This is a genomic window from Bacillus sp. DE0042 (assembly GCF_007680225.1).
Taxonomy (GTDB): Bacteria; Bacillota; Bacilli; order Bacillales; family Bacillaceae_G; genus Bacillus_A; species Bacillus_A wiedmannii.
In genome coordinates this window covers 1,037,461-1,051,676 of sequence record NZ_VEJP01000001.1, presented here as the reverse complement: position 1 = coordinate 1,051,676, position 14,216 = coordinate 1,037,461, and the positions used below count along the sequence as shown (strand labels likewise).

The window sequence follows — 14,216 nt, the reverse complement described above, 5'->3', positions numbered from 1 at the left end:
TAAACATAGTACATTAACAAGAGGATTTAATTTTAAAGGGAGGATGAGGAATTGTTAGATAGGGCGGGGGCTTTAAAAAGTAATCGTATGTATACAGAAGAAGAGCAACGAAAATTATACAAACGAACATTACTAATCGTAAGCATTTCACAAATGTTCGGCGGAGCAGGGTTGGCTGCTGGGATTACAGTAGGTGCACTCCTTGCGCAGCAAATGCTTGGGACAGATGCATATGCAGGATTGCCGGCAGCTATGTTTACAATGGGATCTGCGGTAGCAGCTTTCTTTGTTGGGAAGTTATCGCAAAAACATGGTCGCCGCATAGGGCTTGCAGGAGGTTTTATAGTAGGTGGACTAGGGGCTATTGGAGTTGTGGTGGCAGCTTTAACAAATAGTATTATTCTTTTACTAGTTTCTTTACTTATATATGGCGCGGGCACAGCTACGAATTTACAAGCGCGTTATGCTGGAACAGATTTAGCGAATAAGAAGCAAAGAGCAACCGCTATTAGTATTACGATGGTAATGACGACTTTTGGTGCAGTCGCAGGTCCAAATTTAGTAGGTGTAATGGGAAGGTTTGCTCATTCAATTGGAATTCCTGAACTTGCTGGTCCGTTCATATTATCAGCAGCTGCATTTATACTGGCGGGTCTTGTCCTTTTTGTTATGCTTCGTCCAGATCCGTTACTTATTGCAAATATGATAGAAACATATAAACAAGAACATACAAATAAAGGGCAAGCAGTAACAGAAGAAGCGACAGAAAACAAACGAGGTATTACTGTTGGAGCTATCGTAATGATACTTACACAAATCGTGATGGTTGCGATTATGACGATGACACCGGTTCATATGGGGCATCACGGTCATGGATTAAGTGCAGTAGGACTTGTGATTGGTTTTCATGTAGGTGCAATGTATCTTCCATCTCTCGTTACAGGAATGTTAATTGATAAAATTGGCAGAACTACGATGAGTATAGCTGGTGGAGTAATTTTACTAGCAGCAGGTGTCATAGCTGCGATAGCGCCGAGTGATTCTTTAATACTATTAATTGTTGCTTTGTCTTTACTTGGATTAGGATGGAACCTTGGTTTAATAAGTGGTACGGCTCAAATTGTTGATGCAACTATACCTTCCACACGTGCAAAAACACAAGGGAAAATAGATGTGTTTATTGCGCTAGCTGGAGCTTCAGGCGGAGCGATGTCAGGTATGGTAGTAGCGAATTCAAGTTATGCGGCACTGTCATTAGCTGGAGGAGCTTTAGCTTTCATGCTGATTCCTGTTGTGATATGGGATCGGACAGGTAAATAAAATTAAGATAAAAAAAAAGCTGCGTTCAAAGAGAGGTAACCAATCTTTGAATGCAGCTTTTTTGTAGTTAGTTGTTTAAAAGAAAAATTTCAGTTTAAATCCCACTCCACAATAAGGCCTAAATGCGTAAGACCACCACCAAATCCGTATAGTAAAAGTGTGTCTCTGTTGTTTAATTTCCCTTCTTTTCTAGCTAAATCTAGAGCGAGTGGAATGGAAGCTGAAGATGTATTCCCCATGTATTTTACACTCGTTAAAGTTTTTTGAATTGAAATTTCGGTTTTCTCACAAATAGATTCAATCATTCGTAAGTTAACACTGTGTGGTATGAACCAGTCTATATCATCTATTTGCATATTTGCAGTATGTAATAGTTCTTTTATACCTGCTGGCACCGTACGTGTTGCCCATTTATATACTTCTCTCCCATTTTGCACGATTTTTTCATTTGTTTGCAGTTGTGTGCCATTCATAGTAGTAGATAAGTTTGTTCGGTATAGATGAATACCACCGTGCCCATTTGTTCCCATATGAGCAGCAATAAAGCTCGGTTTGTTTTCATCTCTTTCTAATAAAATAGCTCCAGCACCATCGCCGAATAAAATGCAGGTCGTTCTATCGGTGTAATCAGTAACTTTAGATAATGTCTCTGTCGCTACGACTAGTACTTTTTCATGTGAGCCAGAAGTAATCAAGCTATTCCCAACGTGCAGACCATATGTGAAACCAGCGCAAGTTGCATTTAAATCAAATGCTATTGTATGAGGTATGTTGAAGTGTTGTTGTATTTGACATGCGACACTAGGAAAAACATAGTCAGCGGTTGTTGTAGCGACGATGATACAGTCTATATCTTCTAAGTTCTTTTTAAAAGTTGTACATAAATTTTCAATTGCTTTAATGGCTAAGTGTGAGGAGTATTCGTCTTCGCTCGCAATTCTTCTTTCCTTCATTCCTGTTCTTTGTACAATCCATTCATCATTCGTATCGATCATTTTTTCTAAATCATTATTAGATAACATTTGATTTGGAACATGAGTACCAATTGCAGTAATACGAGATTTAGAATTCATAGGAACAGCTCCTAACTTATTTTTATAACTTGATACTAATACCAGGTGGCAAAATAGTCAACAGGTTATGAAATAATTTAATATCCTTATATAAAAAATGAGCGAAAAGGGATATGAGAAGGGATGTCAAAATAATATACAGAAAGCTTCTGAAATTGATAATGAAAGGGTCTGAGATTCTTGAAAAGAATCGTTTATTTGTTGTCTCTTGTTTTGATTTGTAGTTTTATTTTTTCAGATAAGTCTTATGCGTGTGATTGCACTAAAGTATCCACAGAAGATGCATTTCAAAAAACAGATGTAGTGTTTGAAGGTAAGGTGTTAGAAGTTCAAGAGAAGGACGGAAAAATGAAAACATTATTTGAAGTGAAGAAAATTTGGAAAGGGACAAGCTCTTCGCAAATTATTATATATACAAGTTTTGGTAGCTGTACATTTCGTTTTGCAGAGGGAGGAGAATATTTAGTCTTTTCTTCTTATAGAGGGGAGGAAAAATTAGAGACATCTATGTGCAGTGGAACACAGAGATTAGATGAGGCAGAGCTGAAGAGAAACGCCTTAAGTCATATTGCAAAAGAATCTGTTCCGACGAAGAAAGTCGATTTAAAAGGTGGCATGTTGAACGGTTTAAGCTGGTGGCAAGTTGTTACTCTGTCTGTAGGTCTGTTACTGATAGTAGTTCTTGTGATTTTTAGTGTAAGAAAAACGCGCAAAAAATGACGCTTAAAGTAAAAATATAAAGAATTTCTTTAGCGTGAGATAGGTTGTTAAATCTTGTGAAAGCGAATTACTTATGCTACACTTTATGTAACTTAAAATGAACGGAGGGGCTTCCTTTGATCTTAATCAGATTACGTCTCAATACTTTGTGCAAATAATTGAATAGCGCTCAAAGGCTCTGTCTGTGTGCAGAGTGAACGGGATTGGTCTGCCTATTTTAAAGGAACCCTTTATTAAGCTTATATGTGAAAAAGAGGGAGGGACGAATACGCCCTCTTTTTGTTTTGCCTTTATAAATAGAATGAGATCGTATAGGTGAACACTTATTGTGGATGCGTATATGATCATGGGACTTTTTGACTATGAGATAGGATGAAAGTATAACTTTCTTCTATTTCTTTGGTAAACCCTTATCCGTTTACGAAAACACAGGCAGTAACCTGTGTTTTTTATTTTACGTAATCGAAATGGAGGAATAAATATATGGAAGAATTATTACAAAGAGCAGTTTTAGTTGGAGTAAATTTAGGTAATGAAGATGATTTTGCATATTCAATGGAAGAGCTAACAAATCTTGCAGAAGCTTGTGATGTAGAGGTAATTGGGCAAGTGACGCAAAATTTACAACGAGTAAATCCGTCCCATTATATTGGAAAAGGAAAGATTGAAGAAGTAGCAGCTTATGTAAATGAAGTAGATGCGAATATGGTAATCTTTAACGACGAATTATCTCCTTCACAAATTCGAAATTTAGAAGCGGATTTAGATTGTAAAGTAATTGACCGTACCATATTAATTTTAGATATTTTTGCGCAACGTGCGAAAACGAAAGAAGCACAGTTGCAAGTAGAGGTAGCACATCTTCAGTATATGATGCCTCGTTTAATCGGTCTTCGTGAATCGTTAGGAAGACAGAGCGGCGGAGTTGGTACGAAAAATAAAGGTGTCGGTGAGAAGAAATTAGAGTTAGATCGTCGTAAAATTGAAGAACAAATTTCAGTTTTAAATAAAGATCTAGAAGCACTTGTTGCCCAGCGTCAAACGCAGCGAAAGCAACGTAAGAAAAATGAAGTACCAGTTGTAGCATTAGTAGGCTATACGAACGCCGGAAAGTCAACGACGATGAATGCGATGCTTGAAATTTACAATGGTACTGAAGAAAAACAAGTATTTGAAAAAGATATGTTATTCGCGACGTTAGAAACATCTGTGCGAAATATTGATTTGCCAGATAACAAATCATTCTTATTAACGGATACAGTTGGATTTGTAAGCAAATTACCGCATCACCTTGTGAAAGCGTTCCGTTCAACGTTAGAAGAAGTAGCGGAAGCAGACCTACTTATTCACGTTGTAGATTACGCGAATCCAAATTATGAACAATTAATTGATATTACAAATGAAACGTTAAAGAAAATTGGAGTAGAAAATATTCCAACCATTTATGCTTATAACAAATCAGATATGGTAGATGTTGAAATTCCGAAAGTACAAGAAGATCGCGTTTATTTATCGGCGAAGAAACATGTTGGAATGGAAGAGCTTGTAGAAATGATTCGCTCACACATCTATAAAGAGTATACGAAGTGTGAAATGTTAATTCCGTATGATCAAGGACAGGTAGTTTCTTATTTCAATAATCATGCGCACGTTTTATCTACAAGTTATGAAAACGAAGGTACGAAACTAGAAGTAGAATGTAAGACGAGTGATTACGAAAAGTATAAGCGTTTTGCAATTTAATAAAGAAGGCGATCCTAATATATGTTAGGATCGCCTTTTTCTTATTCTGTAATAGAGGCCCACTTATAAGAATAAATTCCTGCAAATGGACGAATGACAACATCTTTTACTGTTGGACGTTCTAAATATACAAGCCCTGATTGGAATATTGGAGCGATAGCTGCATCATCTTCCAGTAAAATTTTCTCTGCATCTTGGAACGCTTTCCAACGTGTTGGTAAATCAGTTGCTAAAGTAGAGCTCGTTTTCTCAATTAATTCGTCGTATTGTTTGTTTGAATAGCTCATCTTATTAAACGGTCCGTCAGTGACAAACATATTTAAGAATGTTGTAGGATCAGGATAATCTGGTCCCCATGTAGAAAGTGAAATTTCATAGTCACCATTTCCTTCACGATCTAAAAATGCTTTTACTGGAAGGGGCTGTAATGTGATTTTTAAGCCAGGTAAGTTTTTCTCCAATTCACCTTTTAAAAACTCGCTAATTTTTTTATCGTTAGACTCATCAGTTGTTATGATTGAAAGTGAAGCGTTTTGTAAGTTTGTTTCTTTTTTTGCAGTTTCCCATAGTGTTTTAGCTTCTTTCACATTTGTTTCTACTTTTACATTACTTGTACTGCGAAAATCTTTATTATCAGGTCCTTTTACGAATCCTTTCGGAACAAATGCATTCGCAGGTATAGAACCATTATTTAAAATCGTTGTTGCGATTCCTTGTTTATCAAAAGCAAGCGAAATAGCTTTTCGAGCATTCTTGTTTGCTAATAAAGGATTCTTTTGGCTAAATCGGAAAAATGTCATAGAAGGCCGTTCCATTTTCTTTAAGCTCGGATCTTTTTGATATTTATCAACAAACTCTGAATTAATCGTAATTCGGTCTACTTGTTTGCTTTCAAATAAATTAACGGCTGTGGAAGTATCTTTTACGATATTTACATTAATTTCACTTAACTTCACATTTTTATTATCCCAGTAGTTCGGGTTTTTTGACATTTTATAACTTGTATCATGTTTCCATTCACTTAATTGAAACGGCCCGTTATAAACTACATTTGCAGCTTCAAGTCCGTAATTTTTCCCTTGCGCTTCTGCAACTTTTTTGTTTTGAGGATAAAATGTTGCAAATCCCATTAACCCTAAAAAGTATGGAACAGGGTGTTCTAACAGTACTTCAAGCGTTTTATTATCAAGCGCCTTTACACCAAATGAATCAATTGGTAATTCTTTTTTATTTATTTTTTCAGCGTTTTTAATATCGAACATAATATGTGCGTATTCAGAAGCAGTTTCTGGATTTATAGCACGTTTCCATGCATATTCAAAATCATGAGCAGTCACTGGATCACCATTTGACCATTTTGAATCGTGTAATGTGAATGTATATGTTTTTCCGTCTTCGCTCAGTTTGTATGATTCAGCTGCCGCGGGAACAGGTTTATTGTCAGGACCAGGCATATATAATCCTTCCATTACGTTGTTTAATGCAGCGTAAGAAAATCCATCAGTTGCGATAGATGAATCAAGTGTAGAAATTTCCCCAGCTTCTACAATGTTTAATACTTGTTTTGAAGATTCTTTTTTCTTTTCTCCGGTAGTTGTTGCCTCTTGTTTTTGACCACATGCTGTTAAAAACATAGATAATGTGATTGAGAGTACAACGATTCCTTTTGTTTTTTTCTTCATAGTTGTCATCCTTTCCTTCATCTCTGTCCTAGTATAAAAGAAAATATAGAAAATTTCTATAAATAAATCCGATAAAACATATAGAAAAAATATATTATTAAAGAAGTGATATTTCTGGAAAAAGAAATGAAACCAGTATAGAATAGAAATGTTTTAAAAGTCAGAATTTATCGAGGTTAAAGTTTTACTTTATTACACTTGCTGTAATAAATATATATTTTGTACAGGAAGGAGAAATACGCGTATGCAGGCAGTTTCGCAAAAAAACACTGTTGAAACACCGACGATATATCGAATACTATTTGCGATTAGTTTCGGTCATTTTTTAAATGACTCGATGCAAGCAGTCGTGCCGGCATTGTTTCCTATTTTGGAAAAAACGATGAATTTATCCTATATGCAAGTAGGGTGGATAGCGTTTGCATTAAATATGACGTCATCGATTATGCAGCCGGTTTTTGGTATGTATTCAGATAAGAAGCCATCACCATTTTTATTACCGCTCGGTATGTTTTCGAGTATGCTTGGGATGATTGGACTTGCGTTTGCACCGAACTTTATTATTGTTATTATCTCTGTTTTATTTATCGGATTAGGTTCCGCAGTCTTCCATCCAGAAGGTGCTCGTGTTGCTTATATGGCAGCCGGTGCAAAACGAGGTTTAGCGCAAGCAATTTATCAAGTGGGAGGAAATACAGGGAATTCTCTAGCTCCTATTTTTACAGCGTTAATTTTCGTTCCGCTCGGCCAAATTGGCTCTTTAGGTTTTACAGCTTTTGCGGCAGTAGGAATTGTATTATTAATTTTCGTATCAAATTGGTATAGGAATGAATTAGCAACTGGCGCTGTGAGAAGGAAAAAGAGGGCTGCGCTTGAGGCGGAAAATGCGATTGTAAGTACACATATTAAATTTGTTATTATACTTCTTGTTTTTCTTACTTTTGTACGTTCTTGGTACGGTGCTGGTATCGGGAATTTTTATCAATTTTACTTAATTGAACATTACGGTTTATCTATAAAAAATGCCCAGTATTTCGTATTTGCATTTATGATTGCCGGTGTATTAGGAACTTTCTTTGGTGGACCGTTAGCAGATCGATTTGGAAAGAAAACAATTATTGTATTTTCAATGATAGGTTCGGCACCACTCGCCCTTTTATTACCTCACGTTTCGCTCGTGTGGGTTGTACCGCTATTTTTATGTATCGGTTTTATTAGTTCAAGTAGTTTTAGTGTAATTGTTGTTTATGCGCAAGAGCTTGTTCCTGGAAAAGTAGGGATGGTATCTGGATTAATTGTAGGGCTTGCGTTTGGACTAGGAGCTTTAGGATCTGTAGTACTTGGGAAATTGGCGGACATATATAGTCTACAATTCATTATGTTACTATGTAGTTGTCTACCATTAATTGGACTTACTTCTTGGTTATTACCAAGTGATAAGAAAACGATAGAATAGGGGATGCACTATGAAATTATGTGAAAATGTTACAGAATTAATAGGAGATACACCTGTCGTCCGATTATCTAAATTTATTCCAGAAGACGCAGCAGATGTGTATGTGAAACTAGAAATGTTTAATCCGTCACGCAGTGTGAAAGACCGTGCTGCCTATAATTTACTGCACGTTGCAGAAGAGAATGGTCTCATCAAACCAGGAGATACAATTATTGAACCGACAAGTGGAAATACAGGAATAGGCTTAGCGATGAATGCAGCTGCGAAAGGATATAAAGCGATTTTAATTATGCCAGACAATATGTCAAAAGAGCGTATAAATTTATTGAAAGCATACGGCGCAGAAGTAGTTTTAACACCGGCAGAACAAAGAATGCCAGGAGCAATTGCGAAGGCGATAGAACTGCAAAAGCAAATACCAAATAGTTTTATTCCGCAACAATTTGAAAATCCAGCAAACCCGAATATTCATCGTTATACGACCGCCCTTGAAATTTATGAACAAATGGATGGCGAGCTTGATGCATTCGTAGCAACGGCAGGAACTGGTGGAACTATTACAGGTACTGGGGAAACGTTAAAAGAGAAGCTACCAAACTTATATATTGCAGTAGTAGAACCGAAAGGATCTCCCGTTTTATCAGGCGGTGTTCCAGGTCCTCATAAACTAGTAGGAACAAGTCCAGGGTTTATCCCGAAAAACTTAAATACAGAAGTGTATAACGAAATTATTCAAATTGCAGACGAAGAGGCTTTAACGACAATGAGAAACTTAGCTAGACAAGAAGGTTTATTAGTTGGGCCATCGTCTGGAGCATCTGTTTACGCAGCAATTATGATAGCGAAACGTCTAGGCGCAGGTAAAAAAGTTTTATGTATTGCACCTGATACAGGAGAACGTTATTTGAGTATGGGATTATTTGAATGAAATTGATAGAAACAGCTTAATCGTGAAATTGTCACGATTAAGCTGTTTGTTTTAGGTTGTAAAGAGGGGGAGAATGAAAATGAAACTATTAAAACCAGCAAATGAATATAGCGAACAAATTATAGAGTATCGGGAGGCATTTTTACATACGGATGAAAAACCACATGGTAGTAGTTCTTTACAAAATTTTGATTCTCTCGATAATTGGTTTGAAAAAGTGAGTAGACAGGAACTAGGAGAAAACTTACAAAGTAATCGAGTACCGTCTAGTCAATTTTTAAGTTTTGAAAAAGGGGAACTTATAGGTTTTGTGAATATTAGACATCGACTAAACTCAGAATTATTGAGGGAAAGTGGTCATATTGGATATAGTGTACATCCAAATAAACGTCGTCAAGGTTACGCTACGAAACAACTACAACTTGCATTAGATGAAGCACAAAAGTTAGGGTTACAGAAAGTGTTAATAACTTGCGATAAAGTTAATATCGCTTCGGCTAAAACGATTCAAAAGGTTGGCGGTATGTTAGAAGATGAAGTAGTTTCTGTTCATACTGGGGAAATTGTTCAGCGTTATTGGATAGAAATATGATTTAGTGGGACATTGAAAAGGGAATGCAATGCATAATATCGAAATAGATAAATGAAAAGGTAACTGTGTACTGCAATTATAGGGGGAAATGAAGTGGGATTAAAAGAGAAAGCAATAGAAATGTCGGAGATTTATAGGAGAAATCCGAAAGTAGAGACTATTATTTTAGCGGGTTCAGTAGCTAGAAAACTAGAAGATGAACATTCAGATATAGAATTACATATTTTATGGTCAATGCCACCAGAGGACGAGGATCGTAAAGAGCCTATTAATCATATTGGTGGAACAATTTTGTCATATTATCCTTACGAGGAAGAAGAATGGTCGGAAACGTATTTGACAAAAGAGGGAATTAAATTAGAGATTAGTAACTTTTTAACTGAAACAGTAGAGAAAGTTATTTCGGATGTGGTGGATCAATATGATATAAGTTATGAAAAACAATGTATCGTATCATCCGTTCATGATGGTGTTAGTTTGTATGGAGAAGAGAAAGTACATGAATTAAAAGATAGAGTGGTGGCATATCCAGAAGACCTAGCGAAACGGATGATTTCAGAAAATCTTTGGTTAAGTAATCGCTGGCATAATCGAGTGGCGCTTTTAAAACGAAAAGACTGGCTTATGTTATATGATGTTATTTGTGAAGTGCAAAGAAATATATTTGGGGTCTTATTTGGTTTGAATAAAATGTATGTACATCACCCGGCATTTAAATGGATGCCACATAATGTGGAACGAATGATTATTAAGCCTGAAAATCTATACGAGCGTATGGCAAATACGTTAATAGGGAAACCGGAGTATAGTGTACAGGAGTTAGAAGTGTTAATTGAAGAGCTATTACATTTAGTAGAACACCATGCGCCAAAATTACATATTGCGGAACAACAAAAACGTATTCAATATGCGAAGTAAAAAAGAAGGGATGTAACAATGAGTTACCTCCCTTCTTTTTATTTGACTAATTTACCTAGTATGGGTAATCGTTGAAGTCTATCACCGAGAATATGTGAAGCAAGTCCACTCGTTAGGACGAATAAAAGATAAACAATCCCTCCTACAGCGCCGCATATAAAGACAATAAGAAGTGATTCCATATAGGATTGTCCAGGAATCATCCATTTTAAAATCGCTTTTAATGCAATTACAACAGCAGACATTGCAGCGGAGTAAATTGTAATAAGAAGTACTGTTTTTGCTGTCTCACCAATTTTAAATTTCGCAAACTTAATGATGCAGTACAACATAATAGCATTGGAAACGAGGTATCCAAGAATTGTTCCAAGTACAGCACCGTGTCCGCCAAATAAATGTAAGAGCGGTGTATTTACTAAAACTTTAACGAGAATACCGACTGAGAAAGCGATCATCGTTTTTCTTTGATAATCGATTCCTTGTAATATAGCTGCTGACACTGTGAAAATCGCACTTAATATAGCAGAAGGTGCAAAAGAAATTAAATATTGTGATCCACCAAGTGCAATTTCAGGATTTACATAAACCATACGGAATGCATCGTAAGCGATGCTAGCAAGACCGAATGCAGCTGGGATAGTGAAGAATAATAAGACTTGAAATATCTTTGCAATTTGTTCTTGTAGTTCTTCTAGTTTCCCGCTTGTATAAGATTTCGTTATAGCCGGAATGATCGTTAATGAGAATCCAGTTGCAAGAGAAGCTGGAATCATAATTAACTTTTGGGCGTAGTTCGTTATATAAGCGAAAACTGCATTCGCTGTTTCTAACGGCTCGCCCATCGCCCTAAGGACATCAGCTACAGTATATTGATCTACTAACGTGTAGAGTGGAATTGCAATACCGACAAATACAATTGGGATTGCATATCGAAGTAATTCCATATAAATATTTTTTAATGGAATATTGGATGCTCTTGACTTTAATTCTCCTTCGGGAGGCTTTAATCTGTTATATTTTTTCCAGTACAACATTAAAATCGAAACGCTGGCAAGCGCTCCGATAACAGCGCCAAACGTAGCAACTGCAACAGAAGAAGCTACGGAACCCCCTAATAGTTTTGAAATGATAAAACTACCAACTAAAATGAAAACAACGCGTGCAATTTGTTCTACAACTTGAGAAACAGCACTTGGTTTCATATGCTGAAATCCTTGAAAATAACCACGTGTAACACTCATAGCTGGTACGATAATAAGTGCGAAACTTAATGCTCGCATCGTAAGTGTTACGTCGGCGATAAATTGAGGGTCTGGCGTTTTCGAGCGAATAATAAATTGTGATATGTATGGTGCCCCAATAAATAAACTTAAAAATCCTAAGAAGCCCATAAACAGCATTAATTTTACACTAGAGTTGTATAATTTTTTGCTTGTACTATAATCACCGAGCGCATTATGCTTTGCAACAAATTTGGAAACGGCAATAGGAATACCAGCTGTTGAGAAGCTTAATAAAATACCGTACCAAGAGTATGCATATCCATATAAAGCGACCCCTTGTGTTCCGACTAATAGTTGAAAAGGGAAGAAGTATATAAAACCTAATATACGTGAAATCATTGTTGCACCACTTAATAAAGCAGTACCTTTTAAAACTTTTGAAGTAGACAAAATTCTTTCCTCCTACTCGTGCTGTCTTGCATTTATCGTATACTACTATAAACCTGTTAGAGAAGTTAATATAGTATGGAACATAAATATTCTAATATTATTCATTTAAAAGTCATATTTTACATTTTTTAAATAGAATGTAATACATAAAAATTCAAAATATAAGTTGACACTATTTTTAATGTGTGATAAAAATGATAGTAATCAATTCGGAAAATAATATTTGGGCAATGAAAGGGTATAGTAGTGAATATCTCCCTATTTCAGAGAGCTGATGGTTGGTGTGAATCAGTATATAGATTATTCATGAAGTTCGTCCTGGAGCATCTTTCATAAATCTCACATTGTGAGGAAATGAAAGACGGTAGTTTATACCGTTATCAAATAAAGTGGTGAAGATTGTTTCACAACTAGGGTGGTACCGCGATATTTATCGTCCCTACGTATTTACGTAGGGACGTTTTTTATTTAGGTCCTAACTTTGTTGTGGCTTCATAACTAGGGTGGTACCGCGATAATTTATCGTCCCTACGTATTTGCGTAGGGACGTTTTTTATTTAGGGCCTAACTTTGTTGTATCTTCATAACTAGGGTGGTACCGCGATATTTTTGTCGTCCCTACGTATTTACGTAGGGGCGTTTTTTTATGATTAGGGAGGAAGTGAACGTATTCGAAAAGAGTATTGATAGAACAATATAAATACTGAACTGAAACAAAGAAAAAGAGACAGAGAGGAGATTAACAAATGAATTCACAGCAATGGACATCGAAATTAGGTTTCGTATTAGCTGCAGCAGGTTCAGCAATTGGCCTTGGGGCGATTTGGAAATTCCCCTATATGGCCGGCATCGGAGGAGGCGGGGCGTTCTTCCTTATTTTCATCGGTTTCACATTATTAATTGGTTTACCGCTATTATTAGCTGAATTCGTTATCGGAAGAAGTACACAAAAAGAGGCTGTTGATGCATATAGAGAAATCGCACCAAAAACATTATGGCCATGGTTAGGGAAATTAGGGATTGTAACTTGTTTCATATTACTTTCTTTCTACAGTGTTGTAGGGGGATGGATTTTATTATACTTATGGAATGCAATTACAGGTAGACTATGGGAAGGAAATGGCGCATACGAAGCTACGTTTGGTGAAATCATTTCCAATCCTTATTTAGCAGTAGGAGCACAGTTATTATTCATTCTTATTACTATTTTTATCGTAAGTAAAGGCGTACAAAACGGTGTTGAAAAAGTAAATAAATATTTCATGCCAGCGCTATTCGTTTTATTCTTTGTATTAATTGTTCGTGCTCTTACATTAGACGGCGCGGGAGAAGGAGTTCGTTTCTTCTTACAACCTGATTTCTCACATGTAACATCAGAAGTTATTTTATATGCGATGGGTCAATCGTTCTTCTCATTATCGGTCGGTGTAGCAGTAATGGTAACATATAGTTCATACTTACCGAAGGAAGAAAGTTTACCGCGTTCAGCATTTTCTATCGTAGCTTTAACATTAGTAATTACATTACTTGCAGGACTTGCAATTTTCCCAGTTGTATTTGCATTTGGATTAGAACCATCTCAAGGACCAGGATTATTATTTATCGTATTACCTGCTATTTTCAGTAAAATGGCGTTCGGAAAAGTGTTCTTCGTTATTTTCTTATTGCTGTTCTTCTTCGCAACGATTACATCTGCTATTTCTATGCTAGAAATTAGTGTTGCGTCGTTAACATCAAAAGGTAAAGGCAAACGTGAAAAAACGGCCTTAATCGTAGGGTTATTAATCTTCGTTGTTGGAGTACCATCAGCATTATCATTTGGTATATTAAGTGATCTGAAGATTTTCGGAAAGACAATCTTTGATTTAGCGGATTATGCAGTGAGTAACGTACTAATGCCACTTGGTGTTTTATTAGTTTCCATCTTTGTTCCTTTAAAAATGAAGAAAGATGTATTAATGAAAGAACTTGGTGTAAGTAAAAATAAAGGCTATAAACTGTTCGTATTATGGTTATTCTTACTTCGCTTTATCGCACCAATTGCGATAATTATCGTATTCTTAAATGTACTTGGCATTATTTAAAAAGAAAGGTAGCGTATCGCTCTATGA

At 36.1% G+C, this 14,216-nt stretch carries 11 protein-coding genes and 1 other annotated feature; of the genes, 8 read left to right on the top strand and 3 right to left on the bottom strand.

Features of this window, described 5'->3' with window-relative positions:
- The first annotated feature begins 51 nt into the window (after positions 1-51).
- The gene (locus tag FS802_RS05050; protein ID WP_098654416.1) at positions 52-1,320 is read left to right on the top strand and encodes an MFS transporter; all 1,269 of its coding nucleotides are present in this window, start codon (positions 52-54) and stop codon (positions 1,318-1,320) included.
- Positions 1,321-1,409: 89 nt separating this feature from the next.
- Here FS802_RS05050 and FS802_RS05045 read toward each other — a convergent pair whose 3' ends face one another.
- Positions 1,410-2,393, bottom strand: a complete 984-nt coding sequence (locus FS802_RS05045) for a ketoacyl-ACP synthase III (protein ID WP_001086324.1) — start codon at positions 2,391-2,393, stop codon at positions 1,410-1,412.
- A 180-nt stretch (positions 2,394-2,573) separates the two neighbouring features.
- Here FS802_RS05045 and FS802_RS05040 point away from each other — a divergent pair, with 180 nt between their 5' ends.
- Together FS802_RS05040 and hflX are read left to right on the top strand one after the other, a co-directional pair.
- Positions 2,574-3,113, top strand: coding sequence for a cobalamin biosynthesis protein CbiN (locus FS802_RS05040; protein ID WP_098707249.1), 540 nt, complete (start codon positions 2,574-2,576; stop codon positions 3,111-3,113).
- Positions 3,114-3,596: 483 nt separating this feature from the next.
- A complete protein-coding gene (gene hflX, locus FS802_RS05035; protein WP_048561180.1) occupies positions 3,597-4,856 on the top strand; it encodes a GTPase HflX in 1,260 nt (419 codons plus the stop codon).
- 41 nt (positions 4,857-4,897) lie between these two features.
- Here hflX and FS802_RS05030 read toward each other — a convergent pair whose 3' ends face one another.
- Positions 4,898-6,538: a peptide ABC transporter substrate-binding protein gene (locus FS802_RS05030; protein ID WP_098654415.1), complete on the bottom strand. Its 1,641-nt coding sequence runs from the start codon at positions 6,536-6,538 to the stop codon at positions 4,898-4,900.
- Between the two features lie 244 nt (positions 6,539-6,782).
- On the opposite strand from FS802_RS05030, the gene FS802_RS05025 reads away from it, so the two are divergent.
- The 4 genes from FS802_RS05025 (at position 6,783) to FS802_RS05010 (ending at position 10,432) form a co-directional block, all read left to right on the top strand.
- Complete coding sequence (locus tag FS802_RS05025) at positions 6,783-7,994, top strand: MFS transporter (RefSeq protein ID WP_001149418.1); 1,212 nt, start codon at positions 6,783-6,785, stop codon at positions 7,992-7,994.
- 10 nt (positions 7,995-8,004) lie between these two features.
- Positions 8,005-8,922, top strand: a complete 918-nt coding sequence (cysK, locus tag FS802_RS05020; RefSeq protein WP_098654413.1) for a cysteine synthase A — start codon at positions 8,005-8,007, stop codon at positions 8,920-8,922.
- Between the two features lie 79 nt (positions 8,923-9,001).
- Positions 9,002-9,514, top strand: a complete 513-nt coding sequence (locus FS802_RS05015; RefSeq protein WP_098654412.1) for a GNAT family N-acetyltransferase — start codon at positions 9,002-9,004, stop codon at positions 9,512-9,514.
- 93 nt (positions 9,515-9,607) lie between these two features.
- A complete protein-coding gene (locus FS802_RS05010) occupies positions 9,608-10,432 on the top strand; it encodes a DUF4037 domain-containing protein (RefSeq protein WP_144524912.1) in 825 nt (274 codons plus the stop codon).
- Positions 10,433-10,470: 38 nt separating this feature from the next.
- On the opposite strand, the gene FS802_RS05005 is transcribed toward FS802_RS05010, so the two are convergent.
- Positions 10,471-12,105, bottom strand: coding sequence for a putative polysaccharide biosynthesis protein (locus tag FS802_RS05005; protein WP_000107876.1), 1,635 nt, complete (start codon positions 12,103-12,105; stop codon positions 10,471-10,473).
- A 221-nt stretch (positions 12,106-12,326) separates the two neighbouring features.
- Positions 12,327-12,549: a binding site (T-box leader), on the top strand.
- 302 nt (positions 12,550-12,851) lie between these two features.
- Here FS802_RS05005 and FS802_RS05000 point away from each other — a divergent pair.
- Complete coding sequence (locus FS802_RS05000) at positions 12,852-14,189, top strand: sodium-dependent transporter (protein ID WP_001088179.1); 1,338 nt, start codon at positions 12,852-12,854, stop codon at positions 14,187-14,189.
- Positions 14,190-14,216: the final 27 nt, after the last annotated feature.

Excerpts from the sequence above, each read along its gene's own strand:
- FS802_RS05045 (WP_001086324.1), bottom strand. The coding sequence starts at position 2,393 with ATGAATTCTAAATCTCGTATTACTGCAATTGGTACTCATGTTCCAAAT.
- hflX (WP_048561180.1), top strand. The coding sequence starts at position 3,597 with ATGGAAGAATTATTACAAAGAGCAGTTTTAGTTGGAGTAAATTTAGGT.
- FS802_RS05030 (WP_098654415.1), bottom strand. The coding sequence starts at position 6,538 with ATGAAGAAAAAAACAAAAGGAATCGTTGTACTCTCAATCACATTATCT.
- FS802_RS05025 (WP_001149418.1), top strand. The coding sequence starts at position 6,783 with ATGCAGGCAGTTTCGCAAAAAAACACTGTTGAAACACCGACGATATAT.
- cysK (WP_098654413.1), top strand. The coding sequence starts at position 8,005 with ATGAAATTATGTGAAAATGTTACAGAATTAATAGGAGATACACCTGTC.
- FS802_RS05015 (WP_098654412.1), top strand. The coding sequence starts at position 9,002 with ATGAAACTATTAAAACCAGCAAATGAATATAGCGAACAAATTATAGAG.
- FS802_RS05000 (WP_001088179.1), top strand. The coding sequence starts at position 12,852 with ATGAATTCACAGCAATGGACATCGAAATTAGGTTTCGTATTAGCTGCA.